The following is a 22,049-nucleotide window of genomic DNA, read 5'->3' as shown; positions in this document are numbered from 1 at the left end:
CTTCCTAGAGCTCGGATCGTTTTTTTGTTTATGATTAGGAGGATAACCAATGTGTATTATTGAATAAATTTCCAAAGACCTTCTTTTTTTACAAAATTAGTGTGTAATTTCAAAGAAGAGAGGAGCTGTGGAACAAGCTTGGATAACAGAGACAATGAAAATAATGATCCCAAGGTATCTCCAGAACAAGAGAAATACTCAAGTAAGCCTGTTCAATATACTACTAACTATGTGAACCATATTGATAGCATTTATAATGATTTCGCTGAAAGAGGCGGCATGGATAATTTGAAGGGTCAAGGAAAACCCCTTGAAATTTCTGATGGCAGTGTCGTAGACTCAATGATGAAAAATGCTAATTATCTACCAAAATGGATCGAATTGCAGAAAGAAATTAGTGCTCATATTCTTGCAACTCTTGAAATTATGGAGAATAACGGTGAGAAAAACAAAGTAAACGAAGAAATCGATACGATCAATCTTAAAATACAGAAATATAATCTCATGGTTCCCACAAGTATCTTACAGAAGGGCTTTATCTCACCTGAGAACATCAAAAATAAATATTCACATTGGGAATGATGAGGTCTTTAATTTAATTTCAGGCATAAATGTTGATAACGCTTACTATATATAATGAAGTAAGAGGTAATGCAACACTCCGGTATCTGTCAAGAATGCTTTATACTCGGAGGAAGCCGCATCAATCCTCACCTTTACAATCAAGGAGGTACTTGTAGTGGAGAACAATAAGGGTTCAATTCCGCTGGGTGTTATTTTATGCCGGGACTGTCACAATGAGCTTGGCGTACAGGAAACAAATCGTGTACAGGTTTTTTATTCGAACTGCGGATCAATCCACTGTAAGGAGAAGAGATTGAATTCCGAATATGAGCAGTATCTCGATGACAATCCATAAATCATCATTCATAGTGTTCTCACTATAAAATACGCGGGTATAAAAAGAGCAGAGGGCGGCATGAATGCGCACCTCTGCTTTTTTATGATTAAATTGAAGTTTCTTTCTTGCTCTCCCGTTTCTCGGAGAACATGATCTTAAGCAATGGAGGTGTCACCAGTGTTGTCACGATAACCATGATAATGACCGAGGTGTAATATTCGGTAGCAAGCAGTCCCGAACTGAGTCCAGTTCCTGCGATGATGAGAGCAACTTCTCCTCTAGAGATCATGCCTGTTCCTACAGCAAAGGAGGAATGTCGGTTAAACCCGGTGAGACCTGCGCCGAGCGCGCCTCCAAGCAGCTTGGTTATAATCGCGATCACACTGATTACAATAATAAATCCGATCTGAGATCCGACTCCTTCGAAGTTGACGTTGAGCCCGATATTGACAAAAAATACAGGAACGAACAAGCTGTACGCGATCGGCTCCAGTTTATTCTCCACTGTATGCTTGTAGTCGGTTTGCGAGATGGCAATGCCTGCAGCGAAGGCGCCGATAATCCCCGCAACGCCCATCCATTCGGCAAAATACGAAAACGCAAGAGCGATAATGACGCCGGCAGAGATGACCGTTTCAGCGACCTTCAGCTTCGACAGCCATTTCATGAGAAGTGGAACAGCCCAGATGGCTGCTGCAATAATAACGACAAAGAACAGAACCTTCTTGCCGATCAGTGTCCCGATGCTGACGGATTCTCCGGCTCCGAGCACACTCATCATTACAGCCAAGAGGACAACGACCAGGATATCGTCTACAACGGCAGCACCCAGAATGGTCGTCCCTTCTCTGGAACTCAGCTTGTTCATCTCCTTAAGCGTTTGTACGGAAATGCTGACTGAGGTTGCACAGAAGAGCAAACCGAAGAACAGGGCATGATGCTGATCCATGCCGAAGGCGATAGCTGATCCATAGCCGCCAAAGAAGGGGATAATGACCCCGCCGACCGCAACGGCAAAAGCAGCCTTCCAGTTTTTTCTCAGCTGATCCAGATCCGTTTCCAGACCTGCGATGAACATGAGGACAAGCACCCCGATCTCGGCAAACTCTTGTATGAATGATGTCTGGTGCACCCATCCAAGTACTGCGGGTCCGAGAATAACCCCGGCAATCAATTCCCCCAGTACAGATGGCTGTCCCAGCTTCACTGACAGATGTCCTGCCAATTTGGTAAAGATAAGAATGAGTACTAGATGCAGAATAAACTCCATAGTGATCTCCTTTCTGAGTCATATATTGTAGTGCATGCGAGCGAATCACAACGAAGTTATTACTAAGATATATTGTCCGGACGACATCGGTTGTAACCCAATCAGGACAAGAAAAAAGACATATCTGGCGCAAGGAGCCGTTGATATGCCTCAAAAAGACAGAGAGATACCTGATGTGCCAGACTCCCCCTATAAAAAACAACGTATGTGATTGTGAGCAATAACTTAACTTATTATACTGCTTAAAAACGAGATTGAAAAGACATGTTTATGGAAAGATATACATAACCCAGCATTTACATCGTCTGATTGATCATTCGTTTAAGATATATGAGAAGTATATTTGAAGACTTCGTAACAGAAGCTAGAGTTATAAGGTATGATTGTTCGAAGTGTTGTCACTTAACACCTTGAGTATAGGAGTATATAATTAGAAATAGCATTTACTCATAGAGGAGGATACGCGTAAGTATGAGCAAAAATCTCAAGGAAGGCGGATACGTCCCGACGAGCAAAAAAAATTTTGCCGGGATTATTTTAACCGTTTCCCTTATCGCGAATATCATTATTTTGGTACTTTTCTTCGGTCCCGTCGGCTACAGTGGTGAAATTAGTTTTGATTATACGATTCTTCCAAGAATTAATGCTGTGCTGAACAGCTTTACCTTTATTTTTCTGCTTGCGGCTCTGATTGCGATTATGAAGAAGAACATTAGAATTCACAAGGGCTTTATTCTTGCTGCATTCACATCCACACTATTGTTCTTGGTAACCTACCTAACGTTTCACTATATATCGCCTGAGTCTGCCAAGTTCGGAGGAGAAGGAATCATTCGGCCTATTTACTTTACGATTCTAATTACCCATAGCTTCCTGGCTGCTGTTATTGTCCCTTTAGCCCTGTTCTCTCTGGTATGGGGCTGGACGATGCAGGTCGAGAAGCATAAGAAGATTGCACGCTGGACGATGCCAATCTGGCTCTATGTAAGTATCACCGGGGTTATCGTATATTTGTTTATGGCACCTTATTATTAATGAATAAAGAATAAGCAGAGACCGGAATTTCCTTCGATTTGTGAGGAGGCACCGGTCTTTTTTGTTTAATAATAGGGACATGCTACAATAGAGAGGCATTGATTGTGTTAGTCATAGAGGAGGGGAAATCGCGCCGTGAAGAAGAACAGACTCGGTTCGTCAGATCTTTTAGTGAGTGAAATTGGACTAGGCTGCATGTCGCTCGGGACGGATGAGAATACAGCGGTACCGCTTATTCATGAAGCACTTGATCGCGGGGTTAATTTTCTGGATACAGCGGATATTTATGATGATGGGCGAAATGAAGAAATCGTAGGCACTGCACTGAAAGGCCGCAGACAAGATATTGTATTGGCTACGAAAGCAGGGAATGTTCGTGTCCCCGGACAGTCCGGCTTAACTTGGGATCCAAGCAAACAGCATATCTTCTCCGCGGTCAAAGAGAGCCTGCGAAGACTTAAGACGGATTATATAGATTTATACCAGCTGCACGGAGGAACGATTGAGGACAACATGGAAGAAACGATTGAAGCGTTCGAACAATTGAAGCAGGAAGGGGTTATTCGTTATTACGGAATCTCTTCCATTCGGCCCAACGTGATTAGAGAATATGTTCAGCGTGCTCAGATCGTAAGTGTCATGAGCCAGTACAGCCTGCTGGATCGTCGTGGTGAAGAGGAGGTTTATCCTCTGCTCGATGAACATGGAATTAGTGTGATTGCGAGAGGCCCCGTTGCGAGTGGTGCGCTTGCAGATGGCAGAGATGATAAAGCTGCAAAAGGCTTTTTGAATTATTCTGGGGATCAGATTACCAAAATTCGAAATCAGCTTCGTCCTCTAGTGAATGAGCACCGGAGCATGTCTCAAACGGCTATTCGTTATGCACTCCATCATCCAGCGGTGGCGACTGTAATTCCGGGGGCAAGCTCGCGCAAACAGCTGCTTGAGAATATCGGTGTCGCAGATACACCTTCGCTCACAGAGGAGGAATATCAACTGCTTCAAGAAATGACCAACGCTAACCTCTATACGCAGCACCGTTAATGGAAAGCTGTTATATTATATAATCAGAACACAATAAGAGAGGGGTTTATAAAATGGAGAGAATACAAACTGAAGAACAATACAGAGAGCTTATTCAAGGAGATAAGCTGACCGTTATCAAATTTGATACGACATGGTGTCCAGATTGCAAAAATATGGACCGATTTATTGGAGACGTCATTGATCAGCATCAAGACAAAGCGTTCTACGCAATTGATGCAGAGAAGCTTATGCCGGTAGCCGACGAGAACCAGGTCCGGGGTATTCCAAGCCTGCTCGTATTCAAGAATGGAGAGAAGATTGCTCATCTGCATAGTAAATGGGCAAAGACACCTGCTCAGGTGTCGGAATATCTTGAAACACTAGAATCTAAGCTGTGAAACAGCTGATTTTTTTCTCCTTACAAGGAGCCCCTCCATGCTGCCGATTGAACAGCAGGAGAGGGCTTTTTTTACAGCACAAACACGAAGATGACAAGAGCAAGTCCGAAACGATAATAGGCAAAGGTTGATAGCTTGAGTCTTTTTAATAAATGAAGAAAGGTTCTTATCGCGAGCATGCCGACAACGAAAGAAGTAATCAGTCCGGCTGCAAAATAAGGGATATCGCTGACAGACAAATAGGAGGCGCTCTTAAGCAGATCCAGAGCTGTTGCTGCAAACATAATGGGGACCGAAACAAGAAATGTGAACTCTGCTGCTGCGGTATGGCTGACTCTGGCTAGAAGCCCGCCGGATATCGTTGAACCGGATCTTGAGAAACCAGGCCATAATGCGAGAATCTGAAATAATCCGATCGTAAACGCTTGTTTGTAAGTAATGTCGTCGATCGTAACCGCAGTGGGCTTCCTGTGCCATTTTTCTGCAGCAATCATCAGCAGACCTCCGGCAACCAGACTGTAAACGACCGTTTCGGGTCCGAACAAGTAGGCTTTGATGACATCTCGCATCAGTACGGCGGCAACACCTGCAGGCACCATAGCGAGAAAAATATGGAGCAGGCTCAGCCGCGGAACTGTGCGGTCTAAGGGCTTGATTCTGAATAAATCAATAAAAGTCCGCCAATATAAGACGACAACAGCAAGCACTGCACCAAGCTGGACAACAACCTCGAAGGTTTTTACACTTTCCTCATCGGTAGATAAGCCAAGCAAGTGAGCAGTCAGGATCATATGTCCGGTTGAAGACACAGGCAAAAATTCGGTCAGGCCTTCAATAATCCCCATAATAATGGAAGATAAAATATCCACGGCATGTCCTCCTTAAGATCACTTGGGATGTTTTAATACAGACTCACATTAGGAAATGATCTTTATATACTACTCGTCTTATCTGTCAGACAGAACCAAAAGTAAATGTTGATTTATGTCGAAACTAGTCACTTTGCTTGTCTTCATTTTGTGATATGATAGGTGAAGCAAGCTCATTTATGTAAGCGCTTAGAATAGAAATAGAGGTGAATTCTTTGCTGTCATGGCTTGTACGGCTTAACAATAATACGAAGCTGAAGCACAAGCTTCTGATCAGTTACGTTCTTGTCGTCATGATTCCTGTGCTGATTATCGGTATAGGTGTGACTTATTATTTTCGGCAGCAGGCGATGGATCAAGCAATAGAGCAAGCTAGAAACAACGTAGATCGAATTAAAAATCAGGCCTCCACATTTCTCAGGGTGCCGACAGATATATCTAATCTCCTGCTGTTCAACAAGGAACTGGAGACTGTTGTAAATACCGAATATTCCAGCATCCTCGAGCTGACGAAGACTTATCATGCCTTCGATCTGTTCAATGAGTATCTTCAGCAATACCGGGAGCTGTCCGCGATCCGATTCTTTACCTATAATCCTACACTTGTGAACAATCTGGAATTTATCCCGGTGACGGAACAAATTGAAGATACCGAGTGGTTTGATCAAGCCATTCACGCGAGAAGTATCGGTTGGTTCTATGTGCCAACGACACCCGATAATCCGGCGGATGCCTTGGCATTGGTCAGAAGGGTGCATTTTCCTGAATATCAAAGTCAAGGTGTGCTGATGGTGCTGATTAATCGCTTTGAGATTAACAACATATTAAGCCAGGAACCTTTTGACACGATGGTTGTAGACAGTCAGGGATACATTGTCGCAGCGAAAGATATAAGTTTGGTTGGACAAACCTTTGATAATTTGGACATTGAAGTGGATCTTAACAGCCAAGGGACGGGGATTATTGATACCGATGTCAAGAATGAGCCTTCCAAAATTATTGTCGATGAGCTGCTCCCGGCTTCGAGCATGAATGGATTTCAAATTGTATCGGTCTTCTCCAACAAAAGCATCGTTAATGATGCGAACAAGATCAGCTTAATTGGCATGCTATTTATCGGTTTAGTGCTGCTGGTGGCGCTGGTATTTGTCTATGTTATTTCGTTCTTAACGACAAAGCGTATGCTTGGGTTAAGCCGCCAGATTAACCGGGTCGCCCTAGGGGATTTGAAAGTTGTATCCAATATTGATGGAAATGATGAGATAGGTCAGCTGTCAAGGCAATTTAATTCGATGGTATCGAGCATTGATCAATTGATGACGCAAGTCGTTGAGACAAGTGAGCAGAATAACCGGCTCGAGATCGCGCAGAAGGAAATTAAGCTCAAAATGATGGCTAGCCAGATCAATCCGCATTTTCTGTTTAATGCGCTGGAGTCCATACGGATGAAAGCACATATTAGAGGAGAGGTCGAAATAGCGAATATTGTTCGGCTGCTCGGTAAGCTGATGCGCAAAAATTTGGAGATCGGCAGCGGGCATACGACCGTCAAAGCCGAGATGGAAATTGTTCAATCTTATCTGCTCATTCAAAAATTCCGTTATGAAGATCGATTGGATTTCGAATTGCGGCTGGACAAGTCTGCTGATAAAATATACATCCCTCCGCTGATTATCCAGCCTCTCGTTGAGAATGCGATTGTACATGGGCTCGAGAACCAGGAAGAGGACGTTAAGGTTGAAGTCAAAATTCAGAATTTGGATGAGAAGCTGCTTAGAATAGGCGTGACAGATAATGGCGTCGGGATAACCAAGGAGCGACTTGCAGAAGTGCTTGCTTCCATTGCCGGTCCAGATGAGGAAGAAAAGAGCCGTATTGGCCTTAGAAACGTTCATCAGCGGTTGACATTGTCTTATGGAGAAGAGCATGGACTTAATATCCATAGCGAATATGGTGTAGGTACAGAAATTTATTTTACTGTTCCCAAAGGAGGCAGCCTGAATGTATAGCGTAATACTTGTAGATGACGAACCGATGATCAGAGAAGGGCTGAAGACGATCATTGATTGGGAAGATCGGGGTTATAAAGTCATTGATACGGCTTCTAATGGAAGAGAAGCTGTAGAGAAATATCATGAGCTTCAGCCGGATCTGATGATACTTGATATCCGCATGCCTGGAATGACAGGTCTTGAAGTGATAGAACAGCTATTTCAGGAAGGTAAAAAAAGACACTTTCTAATCTTAAGCGGCCATGCCGATTTTGATTATGCCAAGAAGGCAATCAGCTTCGGCGTAGATGGTTATTTGCTTAAGCCGGTAGATGAAGAAGAAATGATGGAAGAACTGGATCGAATCAAGAAAATGCTGGACAAAGAGGAGAAGATCAAGCAACGGACTTCGAACGAAGAGCTGTTTTACAGAGAGCATCTCATCGAGTCCATTATCTTTGACGGACAAGTCTGGGAGGATGAGCAGCTGAAGGAATGGGGGCTTTATTCTTCAAGCTATCAAGTGCTTCTCCTTGAGTTGTATAATGATTCGACCTTATTTCTAACAGAAGTCAAACGGGAAATCGCAGAGATGCTAAACGGCACACAGCGCGGAGTCGTATTTAATGCTAGGAAATATGTCGGGCTATTGCTCCGGGAGCCAGTGCTTTCCAAAGAAGATGCCCGTCGTTTATATGAAGGGATCGTAACGGTACTCAAACGATACTCTTCGATGATATATATTGCTGCAGGTAGTTCTGTCGATAGTGTTCGTGGACTTGAACAGTCTTACCATGAGGCATTAATTACAATAGAGCGGAGATTCTTCGCTAAAGAAAGAAGCATATTGCTTCTATCCGATGTGTATGAGCCGGATGATGAATCTGAACATGCAGGAACGATGAATGAACATGAACTGGCTGATAAGCTGTATTATGCGCTGGACATTAGAAGCAAGGATCTTCTTACCCGGGTATTGTTGGAGATGGAAGAGACCGTAACCAACAACCGTTTCACCGAAGGTGACATCAAAAAAATAACGGCTCAAATAGCGGCGTTGGCACTGAATAAGCTGTCTCTGAATCATGAAGAAGCCAAAAGCATCGTAACAGAGCATACAGCCATGCTAGCGGCTCTATATCGGCAGCCAACGCTGTATGATCTGTTAGAGACACTCAATATTCAATTTGTGAAAGTCATTTCCCAGCTGGGCGGTAACAGCAAGGATACTGTGATTAAGCAAATGATTGATTTCATTAAACGGAATCCAGGCGATCACCTTAAGCTTGAAGTGCTTGCCGAAGTCTTCAATTACAATAGCAGCTATCTAGGCAAACTGTTCAAAAATTATACGGGGGAATCATTTAACGTATTTGTCGACAAAGTTCGCATGGAGCGTGCGAAGGAACTGCTGTCAGAGGGTCTTAAGGTCCATCAAGTGTCTGCTACCATTGGGTATGCGAATGTGGATTATTTCCATAGCAAATTTAAAAAGTATGTTGGTGTTTCACCGTCTGCTTACCGGGAGCAATCCAGGGATCAAAGCTAAGTGGCCTTTTCATGGAAATAGAAAACGTTATTGTTAAAATGTAGTCGTTCAAACAGCTCATTTGATACCCTCATTTTTAGACATATTATATAACAATTCGACGACACACCTCTAATTTTTATATGAAATTATATTAAATCCAATGGGTATTTCTCTTCAAAATGTTGGAGTATCATTAAGTTATCAAACAGAGGAGGGGTCATTTCATGGAAACGCTAACACAGCCCGCTTCCACGGATTCCAAGGAGTCACCCGCTGCGAAAGCGAAGCGGAAAGGGCCTAATAACTTTTGGAAGACAGTGAAAGACCAAAAGTATTTGCTGCTGATGTCCATGCCTTTCGTTGCATGGGTGTTCGTATTCAACTACCTGCCGCTATGGGGATGGACCATGGCATTTCAAGACTTTAAGCCAGCAAGAGGCTTTTTTGAGCAGGATTGGGTAGGGTTCAAACATTTCGTCGAATTGTTCAGTGACGATCGATTCTACCTTGTACTAAGAAATACATTGGCTATGAGTTTGATGGGACTAGTTGTCGGTTTCGTATTCCCGATATTCTTCGCTATCCTACTCAATGAGCTTCGCGGCAAATTTTTTAAGAGAACCGTGCAAACGGTATCATACTTACCTCACTTTGTATCCTGGGTCGTGGTAGCCGGGATTATAACGAAAATGCTGTCCACGGATGGCGGTATTATCAATGATATCTTGGTCGCACTTAATATTGTTGATGAGCCTATTCAGTTTATGGCGCAGGGGAATCTTTTTTGGTACATTGTAACCGCTTCCGATTTGTGGAAGGAAATGGGATGGAACGCGATCATTTATCTGGCAGCGATTACAGGTATCGATCAGGAGCTGTATGAAGCTTCCCGGGTCGATGGTGCAAGCCGCTGGAGACAAATGTGGCATATCACTTTGCCTGGTATCCGTTCTACAATCTCTGTACTGTTCATCATGTCGATCGGTCACTTGATCAGTATTGGTTACGAGAAACAATTCTTGCTCGGAAACAGCTTGGTAACGGACTACTCGGAAGTACTCGATCTATATGCTCTGAATTATGGTTTGCAGATGGGCAGGTACTCATACGGTACGGCAATAGGTATATTCAACTCTGTGGTTAGCGTAATCCTGTTGTTCACTGCAAACGGTCTCTTCAAGAAATTCACTAAAGAGAGCATCATGTAGAAAGGGGGAAGGAAGCGTGTCTAAAGCTAACAAAGCATTTAACGCCACAACTTCGGAGAAGGTTTTTGACGTAGCAAACTACGTTGTTATGGCTTTGATTCTTATAGTGACTCTGTATCCGTTCTTGAACGTACTGGCCATCTCACTCAATGAATCAACGGATACTGTTCGCGGCGGAATCTACTTGTGGCCTCGTGAATTTACACTTGAGAACTACAAGACGATTTTCCAATATGACGGTCTGATCCAAGGTGCTCAGGTATCCCTGGCTAGAACGATTGTCGGAACCGTGCTTGGCCTCTTGAGTTCATCCATGGTAGCGTATACACTCGCTCGTCCTGACTTTAGAGCGAAGAAATTCGTGTCCACGTTCCTGGCGCTTACGATGTATTTCTCTGGTGGTTTGATTCCAGGATACATCTTGATGAGAGATCTTAACCTGATCGGTACGTTCTGGATTTACATTTTCCCAGCTCTGATCAGTGCATTTAACGTATTCGTTATTCGTTCCTTTATTGATGGTCTTCCATATGCGCTTCAAGAATCGGCCAAGCTCGATGGAGCCAATGACTTTAAAATTTATTACAAAATCATCCTTCCGCTCTGTAAGCCGGTACTTGCGACGATTGCATTGTTCCTGGCCGTTGGACAGTGGAACTCCTGGTTCGATACTTACTTGTACAATGGTTCGAAGCCAGAGCTCACGACCCTTCAATACGAGCTTATGAAGGTCCTTCAAAGTACACAGCAAGGCAGCGGTTCTACAGTTAACGCGAATGATATGGCACAGCAAATGGCCAATATTTCACCGGAATCCATCCGAATGGCGATCACTATTGTTGTTACTGTTCCAATCCTTATGGTCTATCCGTTCCTTCAGAAGTACTTCGTTGGCGGTATGACACTGGGTGCAGTAAAAGCCTAGTACACTCAATCTAGATAGATTGAAGTAAAGAAACGAACAATATGAACTCTAAATGCATCAATCTCAGCAGTTAAACAATAAGAAGCTTTAATCCGTGGGATCCATTTCATAAATACCTGTATAGTTGTTTTGAAATTGATTCCCTTCTATCAAAATTATTAGAGAAAATAGAGATAGAAATAGAGATAAATATAACTTGTTGGATTGGATCAAAAAGATATTGCGTAATTAAATGGGGAGGAACTTAGATATGCCTAGCAAAACAACGAAATTTGCAATTGTACCTTTACTTGGAATGTCTCTTCTGGCGGCAGGATGCGGCGGAGGAAGCAATGGCAGTGGTGAATATGAGGATACTAGTAATGATACTTCAGCAATTACATTTGACTTCTTTAGTGCAGATGCTTCACTAAACTGGAATCAGATGCAGGATGCTGTTGGTAAGAAAATTACCGAAGCTACAGGGGTAACTCTGAATGGTGAGTTTGCAGTAACGGGCGGAGGACAAGACCGGGTTGCACTTATGGCAGCGAGCGGTGAGTATCCAGATATCATTTCTGCCAAAGGTGAAGTGAATAAGCTCGTCGATGCAGGTGCTTTGATCGACTTGACAGACCTTATTGAGGAATATGCGCCTAATATTAAGGCCTTGTATGGAGAGTACTGGGATCGCCTGAAATACAGCACAGAGGATGAGTCCATTTATATACTCCCAACCTACGCTGGTGTAGGCCAACAATACTTTGATGCAACAGGTGGATTTAAGCTTCAGCATCGTGTTCTTGAGGAGCTTGGATATCCTGAAATCCGTACAACAGAAGATTTTGAGAAAGCTCTGAAGGATTACATGAAGCTTCATCCGACAACGGATGGACAGCCTACTATTCCACTGACGCTGGATGCAGACGACTGGAGAATTCAAATTACAGTAACGAACCCGGCGTTCTGGGCAACAGGCGCTCATGATGATGGTGAATACTTCATCAATCCAGATACTTTTGAAGCAATGCTGCACGTGAAACGTCCAGAGGAAAAAGAATACTTCCGTTGGCTGAACAAGCTGTATAACGAAGGTTTGATTGATAAAGAAAGCTTTGTACAAAAATCGGATCAATACAAATCCAAAATTGCAAGTGGCCGCGTGCTTGGTCTGATCGACCAAGAGTGGGGTTATGCTGATGCGGAGAACTCTCTGAAAACACAAGGCAAATACGATCAAACTTATGCAACATTCCCTGTAACCATGTCTGAGGACATCTTGGATCATACATTCCAGGATACAGGATTCCAATCTGGATGGGGTGTAGGAATTTCTACAACGAACCCAGATCCGGTGCGTACAATCAAGTTCTTTGACTATCTGGCTTCTGAAGAAGGGCAGGTTCTCATTAACTGGGGTATTGAAGGCGAGCATTACAACGTAGATGAGAATGGCCAACGTGTCATCCCTCAAGAAGTGCTGAATGAGAAGAACAACAATGCCGGACCGTTCACAAAAGAAACAGGTATTGGACTGTACACGAACATTGCACCACACTATGGTGACGGCGTGAAGGATTCTACTGACAACTACTACACAGCTAACTATCCAGAGCAAATCGTTGCTTCCTATTCTGAAGCAGACAAGACAACGCTGGAGCAGTACGGAGCTGAGACTTACAAGGACCTGTTCCCGAAAGAAGACGAATTCCCTGTAAAACCATGGGGTGCTGCTTATAATATGGCTGTACCATCCGGATCCAGCTACAGTGTTGCATTCCAGAAATCACAGGATATTATTAGAAAACGTATCCCAGAAGCGATCTTGACTACACCGGACAAGTTTGATGCCGTGTACGAGACAATGCTGACTGAGCTGGACAAAGCCGGCGTAACCGAGATGGAAGCAGAGTATACTGAGCTGATTAAGCAAAGAGTAGAGCTGTGGAACGGAAGTAACGCAGCCGCAGAATAATGTTTATTGTTAGATAATTTAAGCAAATGCTGCGCAATTGATAAGAAGGAAGAGGCTTTTATAGTTTTATAAAAGTCTCTTTATTCTAATTTCATTAAAATTTTACATTACAGACGGATCACTACTATGATTTACATATAAAGTAATTAGATATTAATAAAATGAGGAGAAATAAACCGAAAACGTTTAAATGTGTTGGATCACGATAGACAGACACCACCTTCCTGGCAATTATGTTAGTATAAATAGCTGGATCAACAGAAGAAGTGGGTTAAGATTAAAGATTTTTGATGTGAATTAATAGAGAAAATTCATTTAAAAAAGTATATATTAATTAAAAAAATAGATTGACTTCTTAAAGGGAATTTCATACAATGAATATATTGAAAGCACTTACATTACCTAGTTTCGAAAACGTTATCCTCAACTTAGATTGAACTCAATTATTAAACTTTTCCTCACAAGCAACACAACTATTAATTTCTTAATCCATTTTTCCGATTTTATTGAAGCGCTTTATTTGTAATATTTAATAATTAATGTTAGTTCATTCTTTTTCATTATCGGTATATACAGGGCAACCTGTTATGCATATCAAAGATTTTTTAAGGGGGATTACAGCAAATGAAGCACAAAGCGCCAAAGACAATCGCTATGTTGCTGCTTGCAAGCACAATGTTGTTTACTGCTGCCTGCGGAAATACAAATGAGGGTTCAGGCACAGGAACAGAAGGTACTTCGGACTCTACTGAGCCAATAACATTAACTTTCTTCGGTGCGGATGCAAGTCCAAACTGGAACAAGATGCAGGATGCTGTGGGTCAAAAAATTATTGAAGAAACGGGCGTTACCATTAATGCAGAATATGATATTTCCAGCGGCGGCGGTGACGACAAGATCGCCCTTATGGCAGCGAGCGGAGACTATCCTGACCTGATTTTCCCTAAAGGTAATTTGTCTAAGCTGGTTGATGCCGGTGCAATGATCGACTTGACAGATCTGATTGAGGAACATGCACCTAACTTGAAGAAGCTCTATGAAGGTCAAATGGACCGGCTGAAATACAGCAACGAGGACCAAGCAATTTACGCAATTCCAACGAATGCGGGTGTAGGTCAAATTTACTTTGATGCAGGCGGCGGCTTCAACCTGCAGCACAAGGTCGTTAAAGAACTTGGATATCCAGAGATCAAAACATTGGAAGATTTCGAAAACGCGCTGCGCGAGTACTATGCGAAGCATCCAACAACGGAAGATGGACAGCCAACCATTCCACTTACACTCAGTGCAGACGGCTGGAGAATTATGATTACGGTTACAAACCCAGCATTTGCCGCAACAGGTGCTCCTGACGATGGTGAATACTACATCAATCCAGAAACTTATGAAGCGATGCTTCATTACAAACGTCCAGAAGAGAAAGAATATTTCCGCTGGTTGAATAAAATGTATAATGAAGGTCTTCTCGATAAAGACAGCTTTATCCAAAAAGATGATCAATACAAAGCAAAAATCGCAAGCGGTCGTGTACTTGGCTTGATTGACCAAGGATGGGCATATGGAGATGCAGAGAATGCTTTGAAATCTGCAGGTAAGTTCGACGAGACATACGGTCATTATCCAGTAAGCCTTGATGAGAATTACAAGCGTGCTGACTTTCAGGATATTGGTCTGGATGCTTACGGTATTGGTATTACAGTAAGTAATGAGGATCCAGTACGCACGATCAAATTCCTTGACTGGCTCGCTTCTGATGAAGCTCAAGTTCTTCTTAACTGGGGAATTGAAGGTGAACATTATGTTGTAGAAGATGGTGTTCGCAAGATCCCAGCCGAAGTTCAAGATCGTAAGAACAATGACAATGCAAACTTTACAAAAGAAACAGGAATCAGCCTCTACACCGTATTTAGTGCACACTATGGTGACGGGGTGAAAGATCCATCCGGCAACTACTACACAACAAACTTCCCTGAGGAGATTGTTAAGAACTACAATGAAGCCGAGAAGGAAACACTTGCTGGGTATGGTGTAGAGACTTGGAAGGATCTGTTCCCATCAGAGGATGAATTCCCGGTTAAAGAGTGGGGAGCAGCTTACAATATGCCAGTACCTTCCGGTTCGGATTACAATGTAACCTTCCAGAAGACACAGGACATTATTCAAAAACGTATTCCTGAGGCGATCGTTTCTACTCCAGACAAATTCGATGAAATCTATGACTCTATGCTACAAGAGATCGATAAAGCTGGAGCCGTTGAAATGGAGCAGCAATATACAGAGTGGGTTAAGGCTCGTGTAGAATTGTGGACAGGTAAAGATCTGTAATCAGTTTTCATTTTCATATCATTAGGTAGTGCCTCACAGAGAGAAGATTTAGCTCCGATAATCTTCTCTCTGTTTTTTTTACACAAATATAGAGTTATTTCATTGACCTTCCGGTAATTATAAACTATAATTTTTATGAAAATGTGTAAGCACTTACATCAAGAAGTTAATTGATATTTTGATCAGTTAGCTTTATTTTTTGATCTAATCAAAAACGTTTTAGAAAAAATGTAAATCTTCGAAGTAATCTGTAAATAACGGGGGGACTCTAATGACAATTTTTCAATTTTCTAAAGATTTCAAATGGGGTACGGCTACGGCAGCGTATCAGATCGAGGGATCAGCTACAGCAGACGGCAGAGGACCGTCCATCTGGGATACATTCGCTAAAACACCAGGTAAAGTATTTAATGGAGATAACGGCGATATGGCCTGCGACAGCTATCATCGTTATGAAGAAGATATTGCACTAATGAACCAGCTAGGTATCCAGAGCTACCGATTCTCGGTATCCTGGTCTCGTATTCTTCCAGATGGAGACGGTGAGATCAACCAAGCCGGTCTTGATTATTATCATCGCTTTGTAGACAAACTGCTCGAGAATGGGATTGAGCCGTTCTGTACCTTGTATCACTGGGACTTGCCTCAAACGCTTCAAGACGCAGGCGGCTGGGAGAGCAGCAGAACGGTTGAAGCCTTTGTGAAATTCTCAGAAATTATGTACCGTGAGTTTAATGGTAAGATCAAGAGCTGGCTCACGTTTAATGAGCCATGGTGTATCGCCTTTTTATCCAACCTACTGGGTGCACATGCACCAGGTAATCGAGATCTGCAGACAGCACTTAATGTTGGTCATGGTCTGCTGCTGGCACACGGCAAATCCGTTAAGAAGTTCCGTGAGCTGGGTACAGAAGGTAAGATCGGTATCGCTCCAAATATGGAATGGGCTGTTCCTTACAGCAAGTCAGAAGCGGATAAAGCAGCAAGCGAACGCCACATCGCATGGTTTGCCGACTGGTTCCTCGACCCGGTCTTCAAAGGGGAATATCCTCATTTTATGGTGGACTGGTTTGAGCAAGCCGGTGCTAAGGTAGACGTTAAGCCAGGAGACATGGAGATCATTTCTCAGCCAATTGACCATCTAGGAATCAACTACTATACAATGAGTGTAGATCGTTACAATCCAGATTCCGGTGTACTTGGATTCGAACAGGTGGATATGGGACTTATACAAACCGATATTGGCTGGCCGGTTGAATCCCGTGGATTGTACGAAGCACTGCACTATTTGCAGAAATACGGAAACATCGATATTTACATTACGGAAAATGGTGCATGCATCAATGACGAAGTGGAGAACGGGCAGGTTAAAGACTTCCGTCGTATTTCGTATTTACAGCAGCATATCGCACAAATCCACCGCGCTATAACCGATGGCATTCAGGTCAAAGGATACATGGCATGGTCCATGATGGATAACTTCGAGTGGGCAGAGGGTTATCGCATGAGATTTGGGCTTGTTCATGTTGATTATCGCTCGTTGGTAAGAACACCTAAAGAGAGCTTCTACTGGTATCAAAATGTGATCAGAAACAACTGGCTTGAAACGAGACCCGTATAATTAAAATAGCCGATCTGAAGGTTCCTTCATTATTTAAACCGCCGCAGTTTTTAACTGCAGCGGTTTTTATTTTTCTATGCTGTGCTAGTCCTCAATTCTTCAAAATGCATAGGAATAAAAGAAGGATAATTTCACTCGAGTGAATCCATTTCATAACTCATTAAAAAGGCGGATTCGAAACTATATACGAAAATAAGTCAAAATTGTGAAGTGTCAATGAATAAATACCAGATATGGATTGTAAATATAAGGATAAAGTCCTGTAATTTCAAAAATAATGAAATATCTTTGACTAAATTTTGAACAAATAGTGAACAATTCTTGTTGAAGTGTGATATATTAAATGTAGTAAGCACTTACAAAAATTAGAAGGAGTTGACTTATGATGATTGTGAACAAACCTGCACGTGTCAGCGCTGCCAGAGAGAAGGATGACCGAGCTGTACGCATGGTGTTCATGATGACGGTAATGGCCTGGGTAGCCTTAATTACTGGCGTGATCATCTGTTTGTTTAATCTGCATGCACTCACGAACAGCAACATGGGAATTATGGTAGGCATAGGCTTTTTGGTGGGTAGTGTCTACATTTACTTTATAGGAAAAGCGATGGGACTTCTCGATCTCCATAGAAAAGATCAAGAGTCCGAAGATCAATAAAGCCGGCATATGAGGGAGAGGGAAATGACTGATTCAAACAGCTGTATATTTGGTAAAGAGCCTTAGCTGACAAACCAAAATGGTTTGAGTGGTTAAGGCTCTTTTTGTTGCGTAATGCAAGGAAACAGATCATTTGTGAGAAAAAATTCACAAAATTTGTGATCAAATTCGACAAATTTGTTAACATCCGTTTTATTGTTATGAATTTCTGATATCTTTAGGGGGAAGATAGTAGCATCGTTTGTAATTGCGCATTAAAGGAGAGGGGATCAAGATGGATAAAAAACCTAGATCGCTTTCCAAAATCATTCTCGCAGTAGTGATTACGCTTGTTACCTTGGGCGTTATGATTTGGTCACTGTTTGCAGATGAGAACGGAAAATACGTTGTACTCGATCCAAGTGGACCGATCGGCGAAGCACAAAGGGATTTGATCATTATTTCAACCATTTTGTGTGCGATCATCATTGTACCTACATTAATACTAGTCGGTGTTATTGTATGGAAATATCGTGACACACCTGGAAACAAAGCTAAATATTCACCGAACTGGGCGCACAGCACAGTTGCCGAGGCGATATGGTGGGGACTTCCTATTCTAATCATTATTGTACTTGGTGCAGTCACTGTGCGCTATACGTATGCGACAGAGCCTTCGAAACCGCTCGTGTCTGATAAGGAGCCGCTTACAATTCAAGTTACCTCCTTGGACTGGAAATGGTTGTTTATGTATCCAGATTCGAACGTAGCAACTGTAAATACGCTGACGATTCCGGAAGACACACCGATCCGTTTCGAGCTGACTTCGGATGCACCGATGAACTCCTTCTGGATTCCGGAGCTTGGCGGACAAATGTACACGATGTCTGGTATGGCCATGGTGCTTCATCTTCAAGCAGATGAGCAGGGAACCTTTATGGGTTCAGGAGCTAACTTCTCTGGAGAGCATTACACAGATATGAAGTTTGATGTAAATGCCGTTTCCGAAGAAGACTACAATAACTGGATTAACGAAGTGAAGCTGAACTCTCAGCCGCTTACGGCCGAAGGTTATGACCAGCTCTCAGATCCAAGTGTTGAGGAAGTTCAGTACTTCTCGGCCTTCCCTGAAGGACTGTTTAACGATATCGTTACAAAATACGTAGTGGATAAAGAAGAATCCGCGGAAACAACGCACGAATAAACATTAGCTCGAAAGGAGGCCCTTCATTCATGTTAAGTGATTTGTGGGAGTTTCTGACGACAGAGTTTTTAGTAACAGGCGATCCCCTCATTTTAGGGGCACAGGTATCTATCGGCCTAGCATCGCTTGCGATCGTCGTAGGACTCACTTATTTTAAAAAATGGGGCTGGCTCTGGAAAAACTGGTTAACTACCGTTGACCACAAAAAAATCGGTATCATGTATATCTTGGCCGCGATTCTAATGATGTTCCGCGGTGGCGTGGACGCGCTTATGATGAGATTCCAGCTGGCTTTACCAGGTATGGAATTCTTGCATGCCGATCACTATAACCAAGTCTTTACTACACACGGAACGATCATGATTCTTTTTATGGCGATGCCATTTATGTTCGGTCTGTTTAATGTCGTTGTACCTCTTCAGATCGGGGCGCGAGATGTTGCCTTCCCTTATCTGAATGCTGTCAGCTTCTGGCTGTTCTTCCTGGGTGCAATGCTGTTTAACCTTTCATTCGTAATCGGGGGTTCACCTGCAGCCGGATGGCTCAGTTATCCACCTTTATCAGGGCTTGAATTTAGCCCCGGGGTAGGACAGAACTTCTATATATGGGGGATACAGATATCCGGTATCGGTTCCCTTGCAACAGGGATTAACTTCCTTGTAACAATTATCAAGATGCGTGCTCCAGGTATGACTTGGATGAAAATGCCGATGTTTACCTGGTCCGTATTTGCAACGAACATTATTATTTTGTTTGCATTCCCAATCCTGACTGTGACTTTGTTCTTGCTCTTCATGGACCGTTTTGCAGGAACGCATTTCTTCACGCTGGATCTCGGGGGCAACCCGATGATGTATATCAACCTCATCTGGATGTGGGGTCACCCAGAGGTTTATATCGTTGTTCTGCCGGCTTTCGGTATCTTCTCCGAAATCGTGGCGACATTCTCCAGAAAGAGATTGTTCGGATATAAATCAATGGTATTTGCCATGTTGATTATCAGCGTTCTGTCCTTCTTTACTTGGGTCCATCACTTCTTCACGATGGGATCAGGCGCCGATGTCAATGCATTCTTCGCGATCACGACCATGTTGATTTCGATACCTACAGGTGTCAAGGTCTTTAACTGGCTGTTTACGATGTACCGCGGACGAATTCGTTTTACACTTCCAATGATGTGGACCATTGCTTTCCTGCCGTGCTTTATCATCGGGGGGATGACAGGAGTTATGCTGTCCGTTGCGCCGGCTGACTTCCAGTTCCATAACAGTTACTTCCTGATCGCTCACTTCCACCAGGTTCTGATCGGTGGTGTAGTGTTTGGTTACTTTGCTGGTATGTACTACTGGTGGCCGAAGCTGTTCGGATTCAACTTGCCGAACCGTTGGGGACATTGGGCATTCTGGACATGGAACATTGGCTTCTATATCACATTTATGCCGCAATATGCACTCGGTCTAATGGGTATGACTCGCCGTCTATACACGTATGGATGGGATACAGGCTGGGCAACGCTGAACGTGGTATCTTCTGTCGGGGCATTCCTGATGGGTGCCGGATTCCTGTTCCAGCTCTTGCAAATTGCAGATGGTATTCGTAAATACAAAGAAAACAAGGTCGGAGCGGATCCATGGGATGCTCGTACACTCGAATGGTCTATTCCTTCTCCGGTACCTGAATATAACTTTGCTATCGTTCCAAAAGTCGATTCTGTCGATCAGTTTTGGGAGGATAAACAACGTAAAGCTACGGGCGCTCATCAAACACAAACAGCTGAGCCAACATATGAGCCAATTCATATGCCGAAAAACACAGGTATTCCAATCGTGATGTCTGTCTTCTTCTTTATCGCAGGCTTCGGGTTTGTATGGGATTGGTGGTGGATGTATATCCCTGGACTGCTTGGCGTGGTTGCGACTCTGTTCGCACGCTCATTCCAGTACGACACGGATTACTACATCCCGGCTGAAGAAGTTAGACGTACCGAAGCAGCCTTGAGGGGGTCGGTATAATGGCACACACAGCAGTAAATAATCATCATGATGATCACGATCATGGTCATCATGATCCACAGGAACTAAAGACTTTAGGATTCTGGCTATTTCTAATCTCTGACTTGATTCTGTTCTCTGTATTCTTTGCAACCTATATCGTGTTGAAGGATAATACGGCAGGCGGACCAGCAGGGCCGGATCTGTTTAACATGACGGTCATTATTATCAACACATTCGTCCTATTGACGAGCAGCTTCACAAGTGGACTCGCTATTCTTGCGATGAACCGCGGAGATAAAAAGGGATTAACGATCTGGCTGATTGTCACAGCTGTACTGGGGCTGACGTTCCTTGGTCTTGAAATTTTCGAGTTTTATGAAATGGTTCATCATGGAGCTCTAATCACAACAAGTGCATTTACAGGTGCGTTCTATACTTTGGTTGGTACTCACGGCGCTCACGTAACGTTTGGTCTCTTCTGGATGTTCGGCCTGCTTCTTCAATTGAAGAAGCGCGGAATTACTCCTGAGATTCGTGGTAAAGTAATGAACCTTAGCTTATTCTGGCACTTTTTGGACGTCGTATGGATCTTCCTCCTTACGATCGTCTATCTGATGGGGGTGATGTAAGATGGCAGAACAGCATAATCATGCACATGAATCTCATGAAGAGCATGGATCACTTAAATCTTACACCATTGGGTATGTCATCTCGATTATCCTGACCATCATTCCGCTTGTTGTCGTTCTGAATGACATGTTTAGTAGAACCGTAAACATGGTTATCATTTTGATCATGGCGGTACTGCAGTTTGGGGTTCAGCTCTTATTCTTCATGCACATTCGTGATGGAGAAGCAGGTAAGCCAAAATGGAACGTTATGGGTCTGATTCTAGGAATCCTGCTCGTGCTTACAATCGTTGTAGGTTCGATCTGGATCATGATGAACAACCAAGTCGCTCACTAATCCCTGAGAAAAATATAGTTCTTAGTAAGCAACTTGCTGCTCACTAAACCTCACTTCAGGACAATAAGCAGCTACAGCTTATGTAAGTTAAGATATCTATAATGAATGAGCACCTTGCCCTTCTAACCATCGAGCAAGGTGCTCTTTTTTACTCACGCACATGAATAGATCTAGCCTGCCTTTGCAAACCTAGT

19 protein-coding genes are annotated in these 22,049 nt (G+C 43.1%); 17 read left to right on the top strand and 2 right to left on the bottom strand.

Annotated elements, in window-relative coordinates:
- The first annotated feature begins 138 nt into the window (after positions 1 to 138).
- Together ACFQ3J_RS23350 and ACFQ3J_RS23345 are read left to right on the top strand one after the other, a co-directional pair.
- A complete protein-coding gene (locus ACFQ3J_RS23350; RefSeq protein WP_251584559.1) occupies positions 139 to 582 on the top strand; it encodes a DnaJ family domain-containing protein in 444 nt (147 codons plus the stop codon).
- A gap of 157 nt (positions 583 to 739) precedes the next feature.
- A complete protein-coding gene (locus ACFQ3J_RS23345; RefSeq protein ID WP_090727442.1) occupies positions 740 to 919 on the top strand; it encodes a GapA-binding peptide SR1P in 180 nt (59 codons plus the stop codon).
- Positions 920 to 1,007: 88 nt separating this feature from the next.
- On the opposite strand, the gene ACFQ3J_RS23340 is transcribed toward ACFQ3J_RS23345, so the two are convergent.
- Positions 1,008 to 2,171: a cation:proton antiporter gene (locus ACFQ3J_RS23340; protein ID WP_251584557.1), complete on the bottom strand. Its 1,164-nt coding sequence runs from the start codon at positions 2,169 to 2,171 to the stop codon at positions 1,008 to 1,010.
- Positions 2,172 to 2,642: 471 nt separating this feature from the next.
- On the opposite strand from ACFQ3J_RS23340, the gene ACFQ3J_RS23335 reads away from it, so the two are divergent.
- From ACFQ3J_RS23335 to ACFQ3J_RS23325, 3 genes are all read left to right on the top strand, one after another.
- Positions 2,643 to 3,206: a DUF420 domain-containing protein gene (locus ACFQ3J_RS23335; protein WP_091161372.1), complete on the top strand. Its 564-nt coding sequence runs from the start codon at positions 2,643 to 2,645 to the stop codon at positions 3,204 to 3,206.
- 135 nt (positions 3,207 to 3,341) lie between these two features.
- Entirely contained in the window at positions 3,342 to 4,250 is a 909-nt protein-coding gene (locus tag ACFQ3J_RS23330) for an aldo/keto reductase (RefSeq protein ID WP_091161370.1), read from the top strand.
- Between the two features lie 53 nt (positions 4,251 to 4,303).
- Positions 4,304 to 4,630, top strand: a complete 327-nt coding sequence (locus ACFQ3J_RS23325; protein WP_091161369.1) for a thioredoxin family protein — start codon at positions 4,304 to 4,306, stop codon at positions 4,628 to 4,630.
- Between the two features lie 71 nt (positions 4,631 to 4,701).
- Here the strand turns inward: ACFQ3J_RS23325 and ACFQ3J_RS23320 are convergent, their stop codons facing one another.
- A complete protein-coding gene (locus tag ACFQ3J_RS23320) occupies positions 4,702 to 5,475 on the bottom strand; it encodes an undecaprenyl-diphosphate phosphatase (RefSeq protein WP_244533687.1) in 774 nt (257 codons plus the stop codon).
- Between the two features lie 239 nt (positions 5,476 to 5,714).
- On the opposite strand from ACFQ3J_RS23320, the gene ACFQ3J_RS23315 reads away from it, so the two are divergent.
- From ACFQ3J_RS23315 to cyoD, 12 genes are all read left to right on the top strand, one after another.
- Positions 5,715 to 7,508 (top strand): cache domain-containing sensor histidine kinase, encoded by a 1,794-nt coding sequence (locus ACFQ3J_RS23315; RefSeq protein WP_251584554.1) that lies wholly within the window; start codon positions 5,715 to 5,717, stop codon positions 7,506 to 7,508.
- Positions 7,501 to 9,039 carry a response regulator transcription factor gene (locus tag ACFQ3J_RS23310; RefSeq protein ID WP_251584552.1) on the top strand — a complete coding sequence of 513 codons (1,539 nt, stop codon included), beginning with the start codon at positions 7,501 to 7,503 and terminating at the stop codon, positions 9,037 to 9,039. The genes ACFQ3J_RS23315 and ACFQ3J_RS23310 overlap by 8 nt, the downstream gene beginning before the upstream one ends.
- Before the next feature lie 206 nt (positions 9,040 to 9,245).
- Positions 9,246 to 10,229, top strand: a complete 984-nt coding sequence (locus tag ACFQ3J_RS23305; protein WP_091161364.1) for an ABC transporter permease — start codon at positions 9,246 to 9,248, stop codon at positions 10,227 to 10,229.
- Between the two features lie 16 nt (positions 10,230 to 10,245).
- Complete coding sequence (locus ACFQ3J_RS23300; protein WP_091161362.1) at positions 10,246 to 11,154, top strand: carbohydrate ABC transporter permease; 909 nt, start codon at positions 10,246 to 10,248, stop codon at positions 11,152 to 11,154.
- Positions 11,155 to 11,404: 250 nt separating this feature from the next.
- Positions 11,405 to 13,108 (top strand): ABC transporter substrate-binding protein, encoded by a 1,704-nt coding sequence (locus ACFQ3J_RS23290; RefSeq protein ID WP_251584550.1) that lies wholly within the window; start codon positions 11,405 to 11,407, stop codon positions 13,106 to 13,108.
- A 624-nt stretch (positions 13,109 to 13,732) separates the two neighbouring features.
- Entirely contained in the window at positions 13,733 to 15,433 is a 1,701-nt protein-coding gene (locus tag ACFQ3J_RS23285) for an ABC transporter substrate-binding protein (protein WP_091161359.1), read from the top strand.
- A 271-nt stretch (positions 15,434 to 15,704) separates the two neighbouring features.
- A complete protein-coding gene (locus ACFQ3J_RS23280) occupies positions 15,705 to 17,054 on the top strand; it encodes a GH1 family beta-glucosidase (protein WP_251584548.1) in 1,350 nt (449 codons plus the stop codon).
- Positions 17,055 to 17,436: 382 nt separating this feature from the next.
- The gene (locus ACFQ3J_RS23275) at positions 17,437 to 17,712 is read left to right on the top strand and encodes a hypothetical protein (protein WP_244533673.1); all 276 of its coding nucleotides are present in this window, start codon (positions 17,437 to 17,439) and stop codon (positions 17,710 to 17,712) included.
- A gap of 274 nt (positions 17,713 to 17,986) precedes the next feature.
- Positions 17,987 to 18,895 carry a COX aromatic rich motif-containing protein gene (locus tag ACFQ3J_RS23270; protein WP_170862587.1) on the top strand — a complete coding sequence of 303 codons (909 nt, stop codon included), beginning with the start codon at positions 17,987 to 17,989 and terminating at the stop codon, positions 18,893 to 18,895.
- 29 nt (positions 18,896 to 18,924) lie between these two features.
- Positions 18,925 to 20,907: a cbb3-type cytochrome c oxidase subunit I gene (locus ACFQ3J_RS23265; RefSeq protein ID WP_091161356.1), complete on the top strand. Its 1,983-nt coding sequence runs from the start codon at positions 18,925 to 18,927 to the stop codon at positions 20,905 to 20,907.
- Positions 20,907 to 21,518, top strand: a complete 612-nt coding sequence (locus ACFQ3J_RS23260; protein WP_251584546.1) for a cytochrome (ubi)quinol oxidase subunit III — start codon at positions 20,907 to 20,909, stop codon at positions 21,516 to 21,518. Before ACFQ3J_RS23265 ends, ACFQ3J_RS23260 begins: the two co-directional genes overlap by 1 nt.
- A gap of 1 nt (position 21,519) precedes the next feature.
- The gene (gene cyoD, locus ACFQ3J_RS23255) at positions 21,520 to 21,855 is read left to right on the top strand and encodes a cytochrome o ubiquinol oxidase subunit IV (protein ID WP_047913708.1); all 336 of its coding nucleotides are present in this window, start codon (positions 21,520 to 21,522) and stop codon (positions 21,853 to 21,855) included.
- Positions 21,856 to 22,049 lie beyond the last annotated feature (194 nt).

It is taken from the genome of Paenibacillus provencensis (genome assembly GCF_042678545.1).
Classification (GTDB): Bacteria; Bacillota; Bacilli; order Paenibacillales; family Paenibacillaceae; genus Paenibacillus; species Paenibacillus provencensis.
Note: the sequence above shows the minus strand (reverse complement) of the source record. Positions and strands in the feature narration are given on the sequence as shown.